19 protein-coding genes are annotated in these 19,634 nt (G+C 66.1%); 14 read left to right on the top strand and 5 right to left on the bottom strand.

Annotation, left to right across the window (positions count from 1 at the left end; all coding sequences use genetic code 11):
* The 8 genes from KHY18_RS16585 to accD form a co-directional block, all read left to right on the top strand.
* The coding region (locus KHY18_RS16585) for a hypothetical protein (RefSeq protein WP_213302156.1) at positions 1–626 on the top strand (626 nt) is incomplete at its 5' end.
* Between the two features lie 303 nt (positions 627–929).
* On the top strand, positions 930–2,039 hold the full coding sequence (gene asd / locus KHY18_RS16580; RefSeq protein ID WP_213302153.1) for an aspartate-semialdehyde dehydrogenase: 1,110 nt from the start codon (positions 930–932) through the stop codon (positions 2,037–2,039).
* A 287-nt stretch (positions 2,040–2,326) separates the two neighbouring features.
* A complete protein-coding gene (locus tag KHY18_RS16575) occupies positions 2,327–5,230 on the top strand; it encodes a FimV/HubP family polar landmark protein (RefSeq protein ID WP_213302150.1) in 2,904 nt (967 codons plus the stop codon).
* Between the two features lie 52 nt (positions 5,231–5,282).
* Positions 5,283–6,134 carry a tRNA pseudouridine(38-40) synthase TruA gene (gene truA / locus KHY18_RS16570; protein ID WP_213302148.1) on the top strand — a complete coding sequence of 284 codons (852 nt, stop codon included), beginning with the start codon at positions 5,283–5,285 and terminating at the stop codon, positions 6,132–6,134.
* The gene (locus KHY18_RS16565; RefSeq protein ID WP_213302145.1) at positions 6,131–6,844 is read left to right on the top strand and encodes a phosphoribosylanthranilate isomerase; all 714 of its coding nucleotides are present in this window, start codon (positions 6,131–6,133) and stop codon (positions 6,842–6,844) included. The genes truA and KHY18_RS16565 overlap by 4 nt, the downstream gene beginning before the upstream one ends.
* Positions 6,844–8,097: a tryptophan synthase subunit beta gene (gene trpB, locus KHY18_RS16560; protein WP_213302142.1), complete on the top strand. Its 1,254-nt coding sequence runs from the start codon at positions 6,844–6,846 to the stop codon at positions 8,095–8,097. The genes KHY18_RS16565 and trpB overlap by 1 nt, the downstream gene beginning before the upstream one ends.
* Positions 8,094–8,903 carry a tryptophan synthase subunit alpha gene (gene trpA / locus KHY18_RS16555; RefSeq protein ID WP_213302139.1) on the top strand — a complete coding sequence of 270 codons (810 nt, stop codon included), beginning with the start codon at positions 8,094–8,096 and terminating at the stop codon, positions 8,901–8,903. Before trpB ends, trpA begins: the two co-directional genes overlap by 4 nt.
* A 177-nt stretch (positions 8,904–9,080) precedes the next feature.
* Complete coding sequence (accD, locus tag KHY18_RS16550; RefSeq protein WP_213302136.1) at positions 9,081–9,953, top strand: acetyl-CoA carboxylase, carboxyltransferase subunit beta; 873 nt, start codon at positions 9,081–9,083, stop codon at positions 9,951–9,953.
* A gap of 485 nt (positions 9,954–10,438) precedes the next feature.
* Here accD and KHY18_RS16545 read toward each other — a convergent pair whose 3' ends face one another.
* Positions 10,439–10,990 carry a YggT family protein gene (locus tag KHY18_RS16545; protein WP_213302133.1) on the bottom strand — a complete coding sequence of 184 codons (552 nt, stop codon included), beginning with the start codon at positions 10,988–10,990 and terminating at the stop codon, positions 10,439–10,441.
* A gap of 90 nt (positions 10,991–11,080) precedes the next feature.
* Between KHY18_RS16545 and KHY18_RS16540 the strand changes: the two genes are divergently transcribed.
* The 6 genes from KHY18_RS16540 (at position 11,081) to KHY18_RS16515 (ending at position 16,483) form a co-directional block, all read left to right on the top strand.
* The gene (locus KHY18_RS16540; protein WP_213302130.1) at positions 11,081–11,716 is read left to right on the top strand and encodes an LON peptidase substrate-binding domain-containing protein; all 636 of its coding nucleotides are present in this window, start codon (positions 11,081–11,083) and stop codon (positions 11,714–11,716) included.
* Between the two features lie 141 nt (positions 11,717–11,857).
* Complete coding sequence (gene lysS / locus KHY18_RS16535; RefSeq protein ID WP_213302127.1) at positions 11,858–13,417, top strand: lysine--tRNA ligase; 1,560 nt, start codon at positions 11,858–11,860, stop codon at positions 13,415–13,417.
* Between the two features lie 192 nt (positions 13,418–13,609).
* A complete protein-coding gene (locus tag KHY18_RS16530) occupies positions 13,610–14,635 on the top strand; it encodes a GGDEF domain-containing response regulator (protein WP_349630308.1) in 1,026 nt (341 codons plus the stop codon).
* Positions 14,636–14,725: 90 nt separating this feature from the next.
* Positions 14,726–15,358 carry a mechanosensitive ion channel family protein gene (locus tag KHY18_RS16525; protein WP_213302124.1) on the top strand — a complete coding sequence of 211 codons (633 nt, stop codon included), beginning with the start codon at positions 14,726–14,728 and terminating at the stop codon, positions 15,356–15,358.
* A 102-nt stretch (positions 15,359–15,460) separates the two neighbouring features.
* A complete protein-coding gene (locus tag KHY18_RS16520; protein ID WP_213302120.1) occupies positions 15,461–15,910 on the top strand; it encodes a CesT family type III secretion system chaperone in 450 nt (149 codons plus the stop codon).
* Positions 15,911–15,928: 18 nt separating this feature from the next.
* Positions 15,929–16,483: a hypothetical protein gene (locus KHY18_RS16515; RefSeq protein WP_213302117.1), complete on the top strand. Its 555-nt coding sequence runs from the start codon at positions 15,929–15,931 to the stop codon at positions 16,481–16,483.
* Between the two features lie 42 nt (positions 16,484–16,525).
* On the opposite strand, the gene nagZ is transcribed toward KHY18_RS16515, so the two are convergent.
* The 4 genes from nagZ to recO form a co-directional block, all read right to left on the bottom strand.
* Positions 16,526–17,617, bottom strand: coding sequence for a beta-N-acetylhexosaminidase (gene nagZ, locus KHY18_RS16510; protein ID WP_213302113.1), 1,092 nt, complete (start codon positions 17,615–17,617; stop codon positions 16,526–16,528).
* Between the two features lie 62 nt (positions 17,618–17,679).
* Positions 17,680–18,078 (bottom strand): holo-ACP synthase, encoded by a 399-nt coding sequence (acpS, locus tag KHY18_RS16505; protein ID WP_213302110.1) that lies wholly within the window; start codon positions 18,076–18,078, stop codon positions 17,680–17,682.
* A gap of 4 nt (positions 18,079–18,082) precedes the next feature.
* Positions 18,083–18,856: a pyridoxine 5'-phosphate synthase gene (locus tag KHY18_RS16500; RefSeq protein WP_213302107.1), complete on the bottom strand. Its 774-nt coding sequence runs from the start codon at positions 18,854–18,856 to the stop codon at positions 18,083–18,085.
* The gene (recO, locus tag KHY18_RS16495) at positions 18,853–19,623 is read right to left on the bottom strand and encodes a DNA repair protein RecO (protein WP_213302104.1); all 771 of its coding nucleotides are present in this window, start codon (positions 19,621–19,623) and stop codon (positions 18,853–18,855) included. The genes KHY18_RS16500 and recO overlap by 4 nt, the downstream gene beginning before the upstream one ends.
* Positions 19,624–19,634: the final 11 nt, after the last annotated feature.

Genomic DNA, 19,634 nt, shown 5'->3' with positions numbered 1-19,634 from the left:
ATTTGAGCTACAGCGCGCTCAAGAGCATGCATGCATGGAACTTCGCCACTTCGGACCAAGACCCGCAAAAATGCAGCGCCACCATGGTCACCGAGCTCGCGGGCGCGGCGGGCGAAAAGCTGCAGGACTTGGGCTACAGCGCGCTCACCATGTTGTCCGACAAGGCCACGCAAGCCGGTTCGGCCGTCTGGGCCGAAGTGCGGGTTCAGGCCCCGGCGCTGGGCCAGGTGCTGCTGCAGGAGGCCCACCATCTGGCCAGCGTGGCCACCGATGCGGCAAGGGACGGTTTGAGCCTGCTTTCGGGCAATCCCCTGCAGTTCGACGCAATCGAAGTGCATTTCGAAGGTGCCGTTGCGCAGGCCCCCCACCTGAACCAGAGCGAAGTGCTGCCAACCTCGGTGCTGCCGGCCGGCCTGGACGGCAACGCGCCAGTGGATTTCGGCGCAGCCGTCGAGGGCAATGATGATTTCGGCGGCGTGCAAGAAGTCGAGCAGATGGGCCTGAATGTGATGGTGGCGCCCGAAGGCCAGGAAGACTTTGACGCGTACTACGCAGCGCAGCAAGCTTTCGAAGGCATGTCGCTGCACAACCACCTGGGCCACAGCACCACCGTGATGGCCTGTTGAGGCCCCGGCCTGCCAGCCTGTCGCGCCGCGGGCGCCACGGGCTGGCAGCCGCCTTCAGCCATGCAGGCGCGCAGCTTGACTGCGCCTGCGGGGAATCCATTACAATACGCGCCTATGTCTGCCGCCCACACCCGCATCGCCTCATTGACAACTGTCCCTTCGGCAGCTGTGGCTGCGCGCGCAGCAACCATTACGACGATTAAAGGCTGACACAGCCCGGTTCGTCGCGCGCCCTCTCCCGGCCAGACGAGCCGGGTCCCAGTCTGGTCGAACATTGTTTCTTAAACCACAGGGGCGTTGAAAATGAGCAAGTTGGTAGGTTTGGTAGGCTGGCGCGGCATGGTCGGCTCGGTGTTGATGGACCGCATGCAGGCCGAAGGTGACTTCGATCTGATCGAACCCATTTTCTTCTCCACTTCGAATGCCGGCGGCAAGGCGCCCGCCCAGGCCCGCACCCACACCACGCTGCAGGATGCGAACGACATCGCTGCACTGTCCCGCTGCGACATCATCATCACCGCCCAGGGCGGCGACTACACCAAGGCCGTGTTCGGCCCCCTGCGTGCTGCCGGCTGGCAAGGCCACTGGATCGATGCCGCTTCCTCGCTGCGCATGGAAGACGACGCCGTCATCGTGCTCGACCCGGTCAACGACGACCTGATCCAGACCAAGCTCGCCGCGGGCGGCAAGAACTGGATCGGCGGCAACTGCACCAACTCCATTTTGCTGATGGGTCTGTCCGGACTGTTCAAGGCCGGCCTGGTCGAATGGGTCAGCTCCATGACCTATCAGGCAGCGTCGGGCGGCGGTGCCAACCACATGCGCGAACTGCTCAAGGGCATGGGCGTGGTGCACGCCGCCGTGTCGGACGCACTGGACACCCCCGCTTCGGCGATTCTCGACATCGACCGCCAGGTCGCACACACCATCCGCAACGATGTGCCCACCGAATACTTCGGCGCACCGCTGGCCGGCGGCCTGATCCCCTGGATCGACGTGCAGCTGCCCAACGGCCAGTCCAAGGAAGAGTGGAAGGGCCAGGCGGAAGTCAACAAGATCCTGGGCACTTCGTCCACGATTCCCGTCGACGGCCTGTGCGTGCGCATCGGCGCGATGCGCTGCCACTCGCTGGCGCTGACCATCAAGCTCAAGCATGACCTGCCGCTGGCCGAAATCGAAACCCTGATCCAGACGGGCAACCCCTGGGTCAAGTTCGTCGCCAACGACCGTGCGGTGACCGTGAAGGAACTGACGCCCGCAGCCGTGACCGGCGGCCTCGAAGTGGCCGTGGGCCGTGTGCGCAAGCTCAACATGGGCCCCGAGTACCTGTCGGCCTTCGTGATCGGCGACCAGCTGCTGTGGGGCGCGGCCGAACCGCTGCGCCGCATGCTGCGCATCCTGCTGGCTAAATAAGCAACTGCTGCTTTTTGGCGTCAACCGCCCTCCAGACCATGGAAAATGGGCTGGAGGGCGGTTTGTCGTTGCCCAGGGACAACATCTGGCGCGTTCACCGGGCGCGTCGCCCTGCCATGCCCGTCAGGTGTTGGACAATGCCCTCTGTCACCTTGGCTTGTCACTGCTATGCATTGCTGCTAAGGTATTTTTCACTATGACGCGCGCGCTGTGCCGGTGCGGCGGTCATTCTTGAGAACAACTATGCCGCTCGCCCGGGCCGCACAACAACAGAAGTTGACGCCACCATGCATCGTTGGAAACTCTCTGCGCTGGCCGCAGCGGCCCTCGTCTCTGTCAGCCTGACGGCCACCGACGCCTGGGCGCTGGCGCTGGGCCGCATCAGCATCCAGTCCGCGCTGGGCGAACCCCTGCGCGCGGAAGTGGAACTGCCACAGATCACCGCCGCCGAAGCCGACAGCCTGCGCGCGACCATCGCCACGCCCGCCGTTTTCCGCGCCCAAGGAATGGAATACACGGCCACTGCCAGCCAGTTCCAGGTCCAGCTGCAGCGCCGCCCCGACGGCTCCGCCGTGCTGCGACTGAGCAGCGCCCAGCCCGTGTCCGAGCCTTTTGTCGATCTGGTGATCGACGCCTCCTGGGCCGCGGGCCATGTGGTGCGCAGCTACACCTTGCTGCTCGACCCGCCTGCGGGCCGCCAGCCCGCGCCGGCAGCGACTTCGGCAGCACAAATCAGCGCCCCTGCGCCCCAGGCAACCGCCCCCGCCCGCAGCACGCCTGCGCGCACCGCGCCTCCGGCTGGCGCCGCAACGCGCAATGCGCCGGCCGAGGCGCCGAAATCTTCGACACTCACCGTGCGCCCAGGCGATACCGCCAGCCGCCTGGCCCAGGCCAGTCGTCCGGCCGGCGTGTCGCTTGACCAGATGCTGGTCGCGATGCTGCGCGCCAACCCCCATGCGTTCATCAGCGGCAATGTGAACCGCATGACGGCCGGTGCCGTGGTCGAGATGCCCGACCAGGCCGCTGCCCAGGCCACGTCGGCCAGTGAAGCGCGGCAGATCGTCGCGGCGCAAAGCCAGGACTTCAACCAATACCGCCGCCGGCTCGCGGGCGCTGCCCCGCTGGCGGCCGTGACCGCCGCCCAGCGCAGCGCCAGCGGCAACGTCGAGGCCCAGGTTCAGGACAAGAAATCCTCGACGGCGGCCCCCGACAAGCTCACGCTGTCCAAAGGCGCGCTGCAGGGCAGCCAGAACGCCGACGAACGCCTGGCACGCGAAAAACAGGCCCAGAGCCAGTCCGAGCGACTTTCCGAACTCTCGCGCAACCTCAATGAGCTGAAGACCGTCGCGGGCGCGGCCCCGGCAGCGACCGCTGCTGCGGGCGCACCGGCGCCAGGCGCGCCTGCAGCCACCGCACCTGCGCCAGGCGTAGCGGTGCCGGGCGTACCGGCTGCAGGTGCTCCAGCGGCTAGTGCTCCGGCAACGGGCGCCCCCGCTGCAGGCGTTGCCGCTCCGGGAGAACCGGCTGCGGCCCCCCCTGCGGCAGCCGTGCCACCGACGGCCACACCGGCTGTCGGTGACGGCACCACCGCGCCAGCCGACCCGGCTGCACCCGAGACAGCTGCCGCCGAGGCACCGGCTGCGACGGACGCCGCGCCCGCACCTGCGCCCGCCCCGGCCGCGCCCGTGGCCGCCGCGCCCGTTGAAGCCCCGCCTGAAGCACCCAGCTTCATTGATACGCTGACCGAAGATCCGACACTGCCGCTCGCCGGCGTGGGCCTGCTGGCCTTGCTGCTCGGCTATGCCGGCTACCGCCGCGTGCAGCAGCGTCGCCAGCAGAATGCCGCAGGCGACAGCCTGCTGCACCCCGATTCCGTCTTCGCTGCGGGCCAGGGCCAGCATGTCGACACCGCGCTCACGCAGTTCGGCAGCTCGACCTCCTATTCGCACAGCCAGCTCGATGCAGGCGGCGAAGTGGACCCGGTGGCCGAAGCCGACGTCTACCTGGCCTATGGCCGCGACCTGCAGGCCGAAGAAATTCTCAAGGAAGCGCTGCGCACCCAGCCCGAACGCCTGGCGCTGCACCAGAAGCTCGCCGACATCTACGCCAAGCGCCAGGATCGCAAGGCCTTCGAGGCAGTGGCGCAAACCATGTTCGTGCTGACCGATGGACGAGGCCCTGAGTGGCAGCATCTGGCCGAACAGGGTCGCTTGCTGGACCCTTCGAATGCGCTGTACCAGGCCGCAGCCGATGCACTGCCCGCCACCGCGACCAACGCCGCGGCGCAAGTGCCCGCGCCAACGCAGGACCGCGCGATCGCACAGGCATCCGTGGCCGCGGCGCTCGGCGGACTTGCAGCCTCGACGGCCAAGCCTGAACCCGCGATGCTGCCAGACTTGGATCTGGACCTCGATCTGCCTTCGCCCACGGCCGAACAACGCGCGCCCGCGTCGGCGCTGCCGGCTGAAGAGCCGCGCGTGCAAACGCCCACCGACATCGACTTCGAGCCCATAGAGCCCATCTGGAAGCAACCTGCGTCTGCCACGCCAGCCCCTGCGCTGCCGGAAATCGCTTTCGACCCACTCGCTGACCTGCCGCCGGTCACGCCCCAGGACGAGCCCGCAAGCGCCGCGCTGCCAGATCTGGAATTCAGCCTCGACAAGGATGTGGAAACGAAGGCCGCCGACACCGCGCCTATCGATGCCCCTGCAGCAGATGCTGACGTGCCGGCCGCTATCGAACCGGTTGAAGCAACGCCCGCCCTGGAACCCGACAGCGTGTTCGAACCCGCTCTCACCCCGACCGACGTTCCCGCGCCCGTAGCCGCCGACATTGCGACGCCCGCGCCCGCGCCTACCTTCGACACGCCGCTCTTCGAGCTCGAAGACACCGACGCGCCCAAGACCGGCGCCACGCCGGCAGCGCCTGCGGCCGCACCCGCGTTCGACTTCCTCGAGTTCGACCTGGGCAACCTGTCGCTAGACCTGGGCAATGCCGCGCCTGCGGATGCGCTGTCGCAAAGCAGCCAGGCTGCAGCCGAAGATCCGCTGGCGACCAAGCTCGCGCTGGCCCAGGAATTCGCGGCCATTGGCGACAGCGACGGCGCGCGCACGCTGATCGAGGAAGTCATCGAAGAATCCGAAGGTGAACTCAAAGAACGCGCCCAGCGCCTGCTGTCCGAAATCGATTGATGTTTTTTCTGCAGATCAACGCGGCGCCTGGCGCCCGCGGCAAGGACTTGCCATGCGCATAGCCCTGGGAGTGAGTTACAACGGCCAGCGCTACAACGGCTGGCAAAGCCAGACCTCGGGCAACACGGTGCAAGACCATCTCGAAGCGGCCCTGGGCCGCTTTGCCACCCAGGCCGTGCCCACGGTCTGCGCGGGTCGCACCGATGCCGGCGTGCACGGCATCATGCAGGTGGCGCATTTCGACACCGCGCTCGAGCGCACGCCTTACTCGTGGGTGCGCGGCACCAACACTTTCCTGCCCGCCGACATCGCCGTGCAATGGGCCCAGCCCGTGGGCGACGACTTTCACGCGCGCTTTTGCGCCACGCGCCGTCGCTATGCCTATGTGCTGCTGCAGTCGCCGGTGCGCCCCAGCGTGGAAGCCGGCCGCGTGGGCTGGGTGTTCCACGAACTTGATGGCGCGGCCATGCAGGCCGCCGCCGCACAGTTGCTGGGCGAGCATGACTTCTCGTCATTCCGCGCTTCGGCCTGCCAGGCCAAGAGCCCGGTCAAGACGCTGCACCGGCTCGACGTGTCGCGCCGCGCCGCGCCCGCGGGCGATGCCCTCAGCCGCCTGCACGGCCTGGGCCGTCCCGGCGATCCGCCGATGGAAACCTGCTACTGGCATTTTGAGTTCGAAGGCAGCGCCTTCCTGCACCACATGGTGCGCAACATCATGGGCTGCCTGATCGCCATCGGCCAGGGCAAGCAGCCCGTGGACTGGATGCAGACCGTGCTCGCGGCGCGCTCGCGCGATGCCGCGGCGCCCACCTTCTCGCCCGACGGGCTGTACTTCCTCGGCCCGGTCTACGACCCGGTCTGGGGCCTGCCGACGCGCGCGGCGGCATTCGATTGGCTGCCATGACCACCACCTTGCCCCTGCGCACGCGCATCAAGATCTGCGGCCTCACGCGCGAAGAAGACGTCGACGATGCCGTGGCCGCGGGCGCCGATGCGATCGGCTTCGTGCTCTACGCGCCCAGCCCGCGCGCCGTGAGCATCGCGCGCGCGGCCGAGCTCGCGCGCCGGCTGCCGCCGTTCGTCACGCCCGTGCTGCTGTTCGTCAACGAGAGCGCAGCGCTTGTCCAGGCGGCATGTGCGGAGATTCCCGGCGCCTGCCTGCAATTCCACGGTGATGAGTCGCCCGCGCAATGCCTGGAAGCCAGCGGCGGCCAGCGGCCGTTCCTGCGCGCCGCGCGGATTCCCCTAGGAGACGCCGCCGCGCGCTTCGACCTCGTAGAATATGCACAGCGTTACTCTCACGCCCAAGCCATATTGCTCGATGCCCACGTGGACGGCTATGGCGGCGGCGGCAAGGCATTCAATTGGTCACTCCTTCCTCCAAGCGTCGACTCTCACCTCGTTTTGTCTGGTGGACTCACGCCTGCAAACGTGACCGATGGCATTCGGCAGGTGCGCCCGCGTTGCAAGACGCTCGCCGTTGATGTCAGTTCTGGCGTAGAAGCCACGGGCCCCGACGGCCAACCGCTCAAAGGCGTCAAGGACGCCGACAAGATCCACCGCTTCGTTGCCGCTGTGCGTGCGGCCGATGCCCAACCACGGCAGAATTTGTAATGTTTGAATACCAGCACCCCGACGCATCCGGGCATTTCGGTCGCTATGGCGGCAGCTTTGCCAGTGAAACCCTGACCCACGCGCTGACCGAACTGCGCGACGCCTACGCGCGCTACCAGAACGACCCCGAATTCGTCGCCGAGTTCGAGTCGGAGCTGAACCACTACGTGGGCCGTCCCTCGCCCGTCTATCACGCGGACCGCATGAGCCGCGAAATGGGCGGCGCGCAGATCTACCTGAAGCGCGAAGACCTGAACCACACCGGCGCGCACAAGATCAACAATGTGATCGGCCAGGCGATGCTCGCCAAGCGCATGGGCAAGAAGCGCATCATCGCCGAGACCGGCGCGGGCCAGCACGGCGTGGCCACGGCCACCATCTGCGCGCGCTACGGCCTCGAGTGCATCATCTACATGGGCGCCGAAGACATTCGCCGCCAGAGCCCCAACGTCTACCGCATGAAGCTGCTGGGCGCGACCGTCGTGCCCGTCGAGTCGGGCAGCAAGACGCTCAAGGACGCGCTCAACGAAGCCATGCGCGACTGGGTCGCCAATGTCGACAGCACCTTCTACATCATCGGCACGGCCGCGGGCCCGCACCCCTATCCCATGATGGTGCGCGACTTCCAGAGCGTGATCGGCACCGAGTGCCTGACGCAGATGCCCGAATTCCTCAACGGCGGCCAGCCCGACGCGGTCGTGGCCTGCGTGGGCGGCGGCAGCAATGCGATCGGCATCTTCCACCCCTACATCCCGTTCGAGGCCACGCGCCTGATCGGCGTCGAAGCCGCGGGCGAAGGCCTGGACTCGGGCAAGCATTCTGCATCGCTGCAGCGCGGCAGCTCGGGCGTGCTGCACGGCAACCGCACGTTCATCCTGCAAAACGATGACGGCCAGATCATCGAGACGCACAGCATCAGCGCCGGCCTCGACTATCCCGGCGTGGGCCCGGAACACGCCTGGCTGCAGGAAATCGGCCGCGCCGAATATGTCGGCATCACCGACACCGAAGCGCTCGAGGCCTTCCACTACCTGTGCCGCGCCGAAGGCATCATTCCCGCGCTCGAGTCGAGCCACGCCGTCGCCTATGCGATGAAGCTGGCCAAGCAGATGCGTACCGACCAGTCCATCCTGGTCAATCTTTCTGGCCGCGGCGACAAGGATATCGGCACCGTTGCCGACCTGTCGGGCGCCGATTTCTATGACCGCCCTTCGATGCGCGGTCTGACTGTCAAGGGAGGGCCTGCCGCATGAGCCGCATCGCCACCACATTCGAAAAACTCCAATCCGAAGGCCGCACGGCCCTGATCCCCTATGTCACGGCCGGTTTTCCGTTCGCCGCGATCACGCCCGCGCTGATGCACGGCATGGTCGAAGCGGGCTCCGACGTGATCGAGCTGGGCATTCCGTTCTCCGACCCCATGGCCGACGGCCCGACCATCCAGAAGGCCGGAGACAAGGCTCTGGCGCTGGGCGTGGGCCTGGTGCAGGTGCTGGCCTATGTGCGCGAGTTCCGCCAGAAGAACGACAGCACTCCCGTGGTGCTGATGGGCTACGCCAACCCTGTCGAACGCTATGACCAGATCCACGGCGAAGGCGCGTTCGTCAACGACGCCGCGAATGCCGGCGTCGACGGCATGCTGATCGTCGACTACCCGCCCGAAGAGTGCGAGGAATTCGCTGCCGCGCTGCGCGCGCGCGACATGGACCTGATCTTCCTGCTGGCCCCGACCAGCACCGATGAGCGCATCCAGCAGGTCGCCCGCGTGGCCAGCGGTTATGTCTACTATGTCTCGCTCAAGGGCGTGACCGGTTCGGCAGCGCTGGACCCGGCGGCCGTCGCCGCCATGCTGCCGCGCATCCGCAAGCATGTCCACATTCCCGTGGGCGTGGGTTTCGGCATCCGCGACGCGCAGACCGCCCAGGCGATCGGCGAGTTTTCCGACGCCGTGGTGATCGGCAGCCGCATCATCGAAATGCTCAACGACCAGCCGCATGAGAAAGTCGTTCCATTGACGATTGACTTCCTGCGCGGCGTGCGCAAGGCACTCGACGCATAATGTGAAAATTTAAGCACCCCCTGAGCGCCTTCGGCGCTTCCCCCTCTCAACCTTCGGTGGAGGGGGACGGCAGCCTCGCTGCGGGGCGGCTCTTGCTCGCTGCCCCCACGCTGGGGCGCGCCAGCTTCAAGGGCTGCAGGCATTGCTGGTGCCACGGATAAAAAAGAGGAAATACTTATGTCTTGGCTTGAAAAACTGCTGCCTGCCAAAATCCAGCACACCGACCCGACGGAACGCCACCAGATCCCCGAAGGTCTGTGGATCAAGTGCCCGTCCTGCGAGACCGTGCTTTATCAGGCCGACCTGGAAAAGAACCAGAACGTCTGCCCGACCTGTGGTCACCACCACCGCATCGGCGCGCGCGCCCGCCTGAACCATTTCCTCGACGCCGAAGGGCGCTATGAAATCGGCCAGGAAGTCGTACCCGTCGATCCGCTCAAGTTCAAGGACAGCCGCAAGTACCCCGAACGCCTCAAGGAAGCGCTGGAGAACACCGGCGAGACCGATGCGCTGATCGTCATGGGCGGCGCCGTGAAAAGCGTCAACGTGGTCGTGGCCTGCTTTGAATTCGATTTCATGGGCGGCTCCATGGGCTCCGTGGTCGGCGAGCGCTTCGTGCGCGGCGTCGAAACCGCGATCGAGCAGAAGGTGCCGTTCATCTGCTTCACCGCCACCGGTGGCGCGCGCATGCAGGAAGGCCTTCTGAGCCTGATGCAGATGGCCAAGACCAATGCCGCGCTCACGCGTCTGGCGAAAAAGGGCCTGCCCTACATCAGCGTGCTGACCGACCCGACCATGGGCGGCGTGTCGGCCGGCTTTGCGTTCGTGGGCGACATCGTCATCGCCGAACCCAAGGCCCTGATCGGCTTCGCCGGCCCGCGCGTGATCGAAACCACGGTGCGCGTCAAGCTGCCGCCAGGCTTCCAGCGCGCCGAGTTCCTGCAGGAAAAGGGCGCGGTCGACATGATCGTCGAACGTCGCCAGCTGCGCGATACCGTGGCCAATTCGCTGGCCATGCTGCAACGTTTGCCAGCGGACGCGGTGTCCTGAAAACACTCCTTTAGGGGGCAAAAGCGGCCAGTGCAGTGATGCACTGGCCGTTTTTTGCTTGCACCATGCCTCGCCCTTCGGGCAGGAGCCGGGTCTCGGCCCGGCAGCCGAGGTACTTTTCTTTGCTTCGCCAAAGAAAAGTACCCAAAAGAAAGGCGAGCCCTGCTGTCTGCGACCCTCCGCTTCGCTCCGGGCAACCTGCCGTGCTCGGTCCCGGGCTGCGCCGCAGAACTCGCTACGCGCCTGCGGCGCTGCGCTCGAACAACTGCGGCGAGTCAGATGACGAAGCAGGTGTGTCCTTCGGCACACCTGCCAGCCCGGGCCCTGCGCGCGCCAGGCGCAGCCAGAAGGGCGGGACAGCCGTCAGCGCCATGACGAAGCAGGACAAAGCCAAGGCATCAAGAAAGCCCAGACCCGGCTCCCGCCCTCGGCAGAGGCATGATGTAGCCACTCCCACTCCCACTCCCACTCACCCGGCACTAGGGTTACATCAACACGCCAGCTTGCACGTAGGCCAGCACCATCAACCCAATCTGCAGCAGCACCAGCAGCACCAGCGGCGAAAGATCGATGCCGCCGATCAGCGGCATCACCTTGCGCACCGGGCGCAGCAGCGGCTCGGCCAGGCGTTCCATCACCATGGCGATGGGCGAACGCGTCTGCACCCAGGAAAGAATGACGTAGATCAGCACGATGCCCACGCAGCCCGAAAGCGCCACGCGCGCCACGCCGCACAGCGCGAGCCAGGGCAGCCACAGGGCCTGGCCTGCGCCCGCGCCCATCATCAGCCACAGCAGCACGTACTGCAGCATCTGCAGCAGGTAGGCGGCGATCACGCTAGACGCATCCCAGCGGCCGGAAGCCGGCACGATCTTGCGCAGCGGCAGGATGATCCAGTCGGTCAGCGCGAACACCAGCCGGCCCACGGGGTTGGAGAAAGGGATGCGCTGGGCCTGCATGTACAGGCGCAACAGGCACAGGCCGGTGAGCAGGCCCACGACGACATCCAGCAAGAAGGTGATGATTTGAAAAAGCATGTAGGAATTGAATGAGCAAAGACAGTCGCTTGAGCCTGCATGACAGCGACGGGTACAGCATGGGATGATAGTGGGCCAGCGCGGATCACCATGACATTACCCTTGACCCTCACTTCCCTGCCGCTGTTCCCATTGGGCAGCGTGCTGTTCCCCGGCGGTCGCCTGCCGTTGCGCGTGTTTGAAGTGCGCTACCTCGACATGGTGCGCAAATGCGCGCGCGCAGGCGCGCCGTTTGGCGTCGTGGCGCTGAGCGACGGCCACGAAGTGCGCCATGCGGGCGCGCCACCCGAGCAGTTTCACAGCGTGGGCACGCTGGCCACGATCGCCCAGCTGCAGTTTCCCCAGGCCGGGCTGATGCACCTGCTGTGCCAGGGCACGCAGCGTTTTCGCATACGCGAGCGCCGCTGCCTGCCCCACGGCCTGTGGGTCGCCGATGTGGAGCTGATAGACGCCGATCTGGCCGTGACCGTGCCCGAAGACCTGCAGGCCGCGGCCCAGGCGCTCGACAAGCTGCTGCAGACGCTGCGCAGCCAGCATGCCGACGATCCCGGCCTGGCCTTGCCCGACGTGCTGCATCTGCAAGACTGCGGCTGGGTAGCCAACCGCTGGTGCGAGCTGTTGCCCCTGCCCACCACGCTGCGCCAGCAGCTGATGGAACTCGAAAATCCCCTGGTCCGGCTCGAGCTGGTGGCCGATGTACTTGAGCGCACGGGCATAGGTTTTTGAGCCATTGCGCAGGGCGCTGCACCGCCGAACCCAAATGGCCCCACGGCCATTGCACATGTGTTCTCCCCAATCCGGCTAAAAAACCTAAAATCAAGGGTTTTGGCCCCGTTCCACCAGCGCTTGCCCGCTGGCGCTCTTTTCATGTCTGACAACAACACCACTTCCGCAGCCGATACCGCCGCCCCGCAGGACGAAAACCAACTGATCGCCGAGCGCCGCGAAAAACTCAAAAGCCTGCGCGAAGCCCAGGCCCAGGGCGGTGGTGTGACTTTCCCCAACGACTTCCAGCCCACGCACCATGCCGCCGCCATCCAGGCCGCGCATGCCGAGCAGGATGCCGAAGCCCTCGAAGCCGCGGCAGTCAGCGTGAGCGTAGGCGGCCGCATGATGCTCAAGCGCGTCATGGGCAAGGCCAGCTTTGCCACCGTGCAGGACGGTTCGCTGGGCGCGACCGGCGGCCGCATCCAGCTCTACATCACGCGTGACGCCATCGGCGAAGAGCTGTATGCGCAGTTCAAGCGCTGGGATCTGGGCGACATCATCGGTGCCACCGGCACGCTGATGAAGACCAAGACCGGCGAGCTGTCGATCAAGGTCACGGCGCTGCGCCTGCTCACCAAGAGCCTGCGCCCCATGCCCGACAAGTTCCACGGCATGGCCGACCAGGAACAGAAGTACCGCCAGCGCTATGTCGATCTGATGATGGACCAGGCCGCCCGCGAGCGCTTCACCGCGCGCTCGCGCGCCATCAGCGGCGTGCGTGAGTTCATGGTTGCGCACAACTTCCTCGAAGTCGAAACGCCCATGCTGCACCCCATCCCGGGCGGCGCGAACGCCAAGCCGTTTGTCACACACCACAACGCGCTCGACCAGGAAATGTATCTGCGCATCGCGCCCGAGCTGTATCTCAAGCGCCTGATCGTCGGTGGTTTCGAGCGCGTGTTCGAAATCAACCGCAGCTTCCGCAACGAAGGCATTTCGGTACGGCACAACCCTGAATTCACGATGATGGAGTTCTACGCGGCCTTCTGGAACTACCGCGACCTGATGGACTTCACCGAGAAGCTGATCCGCGACACCGCGCAGAAGGCTGTCGGCAGCCTGCAGCTGACCTATGGCGGCAAGCCTGTCGATCTGGCCCAGCCGTTCGAGCGCCTGACCATCCGCGAAGCCATCCTGAAGTACACCGAAGCCGGCGACAACGTCGACCAGCGCGACTGGCTGATTCCCGCGCTGCGCAAGCTGGGCCTGACCGAAGAGAAGAACAAGCTGAGCGGCCGCACGCTGGCCAGCCTGCAAGTGTTGTACTTCGAAGAACTGGTCGAGGAAAAGCTCTGGAACCCCACGTTCATCATGGAGCACCCGACCGAAATCTCGCCGCTGGCGCGTGCCAACGACGAGCGCCCCGAAGTGACCGAGCGCTTCGAGCTGTACATCACGGGCCGCGAATTCGGCAATGGTTTCAGCGAGCTCAACGACGCCGAAGACCAGGCCGCGCGCTTCAACGCCCAGGTCGATGCCAAGGACAGCGGCGATGACGAAGCCATGTTCTTCGACCACGACTTCGTGCGCGCGCTCGAATACGGCATGCCTCCCACCGGCGGCTGCGGCGTGGGCCTGGATCGCCTGATGATGTTGCTCACGGACAGCGCCAGCATCCGCGACGTGATTCTGTTCCCTGCGTTGCGCCGCGAACACTGAGTCGGCTAAGTTGTGACGGCGCGGCGGCGCCCGTTTACACTTGTATCGTCTTCCCGCCATTTTGCAGGCAGGCATACTCAGACTGGTGGGGCATTGCACGCAATGCCCGGGCCGTTTCGCAGGGACACAAGCCCCGCGGACCGGCGCCAGTCACAGGAAACCGATGTGATACCGACGCAGCCTCCACCAGCCATCGAGCCCCACGCAGCCCGTTTCACCGCGCGTTCCACGGACACCGCACCGTTTTCGGTGCTGGTCGTGGAGGACCAGGCGTCCATGCGTGCCTCGCTGGTGCATGAACTGCAGCACGCGGGCGTGACCGAAGTCATGGAGGCAGCCGACGGCCAGATTGCACTGCAGCTGTTCAAGCTGCGGCGTCCCGATCTGGTGCTGCTCGACATCCGCCTGCCCGGCCTCGACGGTTACGGCGTGGCCCACCAGATGCGCGAGTCCGAGGCAGGCGACTGGACGCCCATCATTTTCCTGTCGGGCCTGGACACCGATCTCGACGTCTGGCGCGGCATCGAGTCCGGCGGTGACGACTACCTGGTCAAGCCGGTCAAGCCCATCGTGCTGGTCGCCAAGCTGCGCGCCATGCGCCGCCTGCTGGACATGCGCCGCCGGCTGATTTCGATGTCGGCCGAGCTGCATCTGGCCAACCAGCGCCTCAATGAGATGGTTGAAATGGACGCGCTCACGGGCCTGGTCAACCGCCGCGGCTTCGACCGCATCCTGCACGCCGAAATCATTTCAGCGCAGCGCGACAACAAGCCGCTGACCCTGATGCTTTGCGACCTCGATCACTTCAAGCGCTACAACGACAGCTGCGGCCATGTCAAAGGCGACGACTGCCTGCGCGCCGTCGGCAAGCTGCTGCGCGATGTCTGCATGCGCCCGCGCGACGTCGCTTCGCGCTATGGCGGCGAAGAGTTCGCGATGATCCTGCCCAACACGCCACGTTCGGGCGCGATGACGTTCGCGCGCGCGCTCGGCAAGATGCTGCGGGTGCGCGCCATCCACCATCCCGACTCGCCGCTGGGCGATGTGCTGACGCTGTCGGGCGGCATCACCACCTGCCTGCCCGACGCCAGCACCAGCGCCGAAAGCATGGTGATGCGCGCCGACCAGGCCCTCTATGCCGCCAAGGCCCAGGGGCGCGACCGCTTCTTCAGCTTCGAGATGCAGATGGACACGATTGAACAGAGAAGCACGCCCTGAGCCTGGCCAAGGGTGCGTGAACGGTCACGCACGACACGATAGCTGATAGGCTTGGGGTCACCTTTTCTGTTTGTTGACCCCATTGGAGTTATGCGTCGTCTCTCAATTCACCTGCCCAGCTGGCTGCAGGACTGGCTGGAAATCCTGATTCCGGCCTCGCAAATCCTGCTGATCCTGTTTGCCGCCTGGCTGATCAACCTGTTCTTCAAGCGCGTGATCTATCGCGCCGGCGCCCACTATGCGCTGCCGCGCGAGCTGCTGGTACCGCTGCGCGGCGTGATCCGCTGGCTGATCATCGCGGCCACCGTGCTGTTGATACTCGAGCGCCTGGGCGTGTCGGCCACCGTGCTGTGGACCGCGTTCACCGGCTTCGCCACCGTCGGCGCAGTGGCGTTCTTCGCCGCCTGGAGCGTGCTGTCCAACCTGTTTTGCGCGCTGCTGATCGTCACCGTGGGCCCTTACCGCCTGGGCGACTACATCGAGTTGCTCGACACCGCGGAGAAGCCCGGCGCCAAGGGGCGCGTGGTCGACATCAACATGCTCTACACGACGCTGGAAGATGTGACGCATCGTGAAGGCGCGTTGCTGCAGATCCCGAACTCGCTGATCTTCCAGCGCGTGGTGCGCCGCTGGAAAGGCGGCATCCATGCGCATATGCCTGACGATGCGCCCTCCTCCGCGCAGGAAGAGGCGGCGGCGCAGGCATTGACCACGCGCCTCTGAAAAGCGCAGTGGCCGGCGGGGTGCGGCCGGCCAGGTACATGGGGAACGCCCGGCCCGGCCCGGTTACTAAGGAGATTCCATTCCTTAGAACAGGCAGCATCCATGTCCCAGGCCTACCACACCCTTTTGAGGGAGCTTGCAGAAGAAATCGGCCTCGACCCCGACGAGCTGCTGAAGACCGAGGAGATCGTCATCGATGAACTGCCCATCGGCCTGCAGCTCGAGGGCAAGGGCGACGAATGCGAAATCTGGCTTTGCGCCCTGCTGGCCGCACCGTCCGCCGACCGCTGGGCGGAAGTCGCGCGCACCGTGCTGCAGGCCAACCATCTCTGGACCGCCACCGGCGGCGGCACCCTGGGCATGCTCCCTTCCGACAGCACGGTGAGCCTGAACGTGCGCCGGCTGCTGCGCGATCTCGATTGCGAAAAGCTGGCGGTGCTGCTGGCCAAGACCGCCGATATCGGCCTGGCCTGGCAGGACTTCATCACGCTGGGCATAGGCACCGACGATCTGCCGGCGTTTTCCAGTGCCGACATGAACATGCGCGCCTGACGCTCAAGGAGATTACCCATGTCTGTAACTCCCGTTCCCCCAAAACCGCCATTGGCGGGCCAAAGCGAGGTCTTTGCCGCCAAGGCAAAAGGCCTCAATGCGGCCGACAAGGCCACGGCCACCAATCCCCACAACGCGCTGGCCGGCAGAAACTGCAGCGTAGGCCCGGGCAATAGCCGGGCCAAGGCGCAGTCCGAAGGCACGACGATCAAAGGCCTTATTACTTCACTGTCCAACGGCTTCACGAGCGTCGTGCACGGCGCCAAGAACCTGTGCAAATCGGCGACATCCTATGTCTTTCGTCCAAGCCAGCCCGAGGCGCCGCTGCAGCCCAAGAAAGCCATGACCGCGATCTTGGGTGCGGCGGGCCAAGGAGTGGACACGGTCACCGATTTCCTCAACCGCACCCCGGCCATCAAGGATGCCTACCGCGGCGTGCGAGATGCGCTGAATCCGCCCAAATCGACCATGGTTGCCCTGGGACGAGAAGCCAGCGATGCCATCACGGACATCAAAAGCGCTGAGCAGGGCCTGATGGACGACGTCGGGAAGTTCTTCAAGAAGCTCTTCTGAGCACGCCGCAGGCGCCAGGCCTGGCGCCTGCCGGTCCCGCACTCAGGGCAGACGGTCCAGCGCGTTGCGGTACGCGGGCTGCAGCATCAGTTCGTCCCAGTTCTGCGGCAGCGTTTCCGGCAGCAGCGCGAGGCGGCGTGATTCGCTGTCGGCGCTGGGCGTCCAGCGGCCCTGGTCGCGCGCGGCCTGCATGCCATCCAGCCACTCATCCACGGCCGCGCCGCCGTTGAGACTCTGGTTGCACAACAGCGCCATGTCGCAGCCCGCATTCAAGGCTTCGATCGCGGCGGCAGTGAAGTCCAGCGTCTGGCCGTCAAGCCGGCGCGCGGCTTCCATGCTCAGGTCGTCGCTGAAGATCGCGCCGTCAAAACGCAGGCGACTGCGCAGAATGTCCTGCAGCCACTTGGCGGAGAAGCCCGCGGGGCGCTTGTCGACCTTGGAATAGATCACATGCGCGGGCATGACACTGGTCAGCACCGAGGCCAGCCACGGATAGGGCGCGGCGTCGTCGGCCAGAATGGCCGTGAGGCCGCGGCGGTCGACCGGAATATCGGTGTGCGAATCGGCCTTGACGAAGCCATGGCCGGGAAAATGCTTGCCACAGTTGGCCATGCCGGCCTGCAGCAGGCCGTGCATCAGGCTCTTGGCCAGCGCCGCGACCACGCGCGCATCCGAATGGAAGGCGCGGTCGCCAATGACGCCGCTTTCGCCCCAATCGAGGTCCAGCACCGGCGTGAACGAGAAATCGATGCCGCAGGCGCGCAGCTCGCTGCCCAGCACATAGCCCGCGGCCGTGGCCGCGTCCATGGCGTTCAGCGCGCCGCTACCCTCGCGGTGCTTGCTGCCCTGGCCGTCGTCCATCCACATCCGGCCAAACGCGCGCATCGCCGGCAGGTGCGTGAAGCCGTCGGTGCGAAAGCGCTGCACGCGCCCGCCCTCATGGTCGACGCAGATCAGCAGGTCTTCGCGCACGGCCTTGATCTCGGCCGTGAGCGCCAGCAGCTGGGCGCGGTCCTGCCAGTTGCGCGCGAACAGGATCATGCCGCCGACCAGCGGATGCGCGAGGCGGGTGCGATCGGCAGGCGTGAGTTCGGTGCCCGCGATGTCGATGATGAGGGGAGCGTGCTCGGTCATGTCCGGCCTTCAAGAATCAATCAAGCCACGGATGATGCCAGCACCGCTGGCGCGGGCGGCAACTATGCGGCTTTTTTCTCGACCACGCAGAAGCTCGCGGCGTAGTCGCTTTCGTCGGTCACCGTGAGATGCACCTGCAGGCCCTGGGCCTCGAACCACTCCTTCAGCGCGCCATGCAGCACGATGCTCGGCTGGCCGCTGGGCAGGTTGACGATCTCGCAGTGGCGCCAGGTCATGGGCATGCGCATGCCCATGCCTATGGCCTTGCTGAACGACTCCTTGGCCGAAAAGCGCGTGGCCATGTAGCGCACGCCGCGGTCGGGCCAGCGCGCGCTGCGCGCGCGCCAGGTCGCGAGTTCGCCTTCGGCCAGCACTTTCTCGGCAAAGCGGTCGCCCAGGCGCTCCAGGCTGGAGCGGATGCGCCGCACATCGCAGATATCGGTGCCTATGCCGTAGATCATGATTTCAGCCGTTCTTTGCCGCCATGCCGGCGTCTATGGTCTGCTGGTAGGCCTGCACCGCGCCCGCATAGCCGCGCTCGAGCGCATCGGCAATCAATGCATGGCCGATGGACACTTCCTGCAGTCCCGGCACACCGGCCACAAAGGCCGCGAGGTTGTCCAAACTCAGGTCATGGCCGGCGTTGACGCCCAGGCCCGCATCGAGCGCGGCCTGGGCCGCCGCGCGGTAGGCTTCGAGCTGTTCGGCCTGCGCCGGCGTGCCCCAGGCCGCGGCATAGGGTTCGGTGTAAAGCTCGACGCGGTCCGCGCCCACGGCCTTGGCCGCGGCCATCTGTTCGGGAATGGGGTCCATGAACAGGCTCACGCGCACGCCCAGCGCCTGGCATTCGGCGATCAGCGGCGCGAGGCGCTCGGCGTCCTGCGGAAAGATCCAGCCGTGGTCGCTGGTGAACTGGTCTTCGCCGTCGGGCACGAACGTCGCCTGATGGGGCCGCTGCGCGCGGATGAAGTCCATCAGGTTGTGGAAGGGATTGCCTTCGATGTTGTATTCCGCCTCGGGCCACTGCTGCAGCAGGTCGTGCAGCTCCTGCACGTCGCTGGCGCGGATATGGCGTTCATCAGGGCGCGGGTGCACGGTGATGCCCTGCGCGCCGGCTTCGAGGCACAGCCGCGCGGCGAGCGTCACGCTGGGAATGCCCAGGTGGCGCGTGTTGCGCACCAGCGCGACCTTGTTGACGTTCACCGACAGCGCGGTGCGGGAGGAGGCGGAAGTAGTCATAGGTTTTGCAGATCCATCATCAGCTGGCGGGTGCGCAGCAAGGGACTGCCGCAATGGTATTGCAGCAGCGTGCGCAGTTGGGATTTGAGGGCCAGCGCCACGGGCGCGGCGGCGCGCAATGTGGCGGTGTAGGCCTGGGGCGAATGGCCAGTGCCCAGCGCCTGTTCCAGCGCCTGCCATTGCGCGCCCGTGAGCGCCGCGCGCTCGCCCGCCGCGGCCTGGCGCAGTCCGCCTTCGGGCACCAGCATGTAGCGCTTGCCGGCGCTGAGCGCGGACAGCGTCATGGTTTCCTCGGCCAGTCCGGGCAGCAGGCCCAGCTCGCGCAGCAGCACCAGCTCGAACGCGCGCAGCACGGGCTCGAGCGCGTCGCCCTGGGTGCCGGCCAGCACGCGCACCACGCCGCTGTAGACGTCGAACAGCGCCGCATAGGGGTCGTCGCGCGCCAGCAGGCGCAGCAGCAGTTCGTTGAGGTACATGCCCGACAGCAGGGCCTCGCCCATGGGCATCACATGGCCGCCGGCCCATTCCGCGCCCTTGAGCGTGTGAATTTCGGCATTGCCTTCGCCGCCCAGCGTGTAGGTGACGCGCAGCGGCTGCAGCGGCAGCAGCACGGGGCGGAAATTCGAAGTGGGCTTCTTCGCGCCGCGGGCCGCGAGCGCGACCCGGCCCCGATGGCGTGTGAACACCTCCAGGATCAGGCTGGATTCGCTCCAGTCATAGCTGTGGAGCACGAACGCAGGTTCGTCGGAGACGCGCTTGGCGGCCATGCTGGCCTAAA

The organism is Acidovorax sp. CCYZU-2555 (genome assembly GCF_018413525.1).
Taxonomy (GTDB): domain Bacteria; phylum Pseudomonadota; class Gammaproteobacteria; order Burkholderiales; family Burkholderiaceae_C; genus Comamonas.
This window is presented reverse-complemented; position numbering and strand designations above follow the sequence as displayed.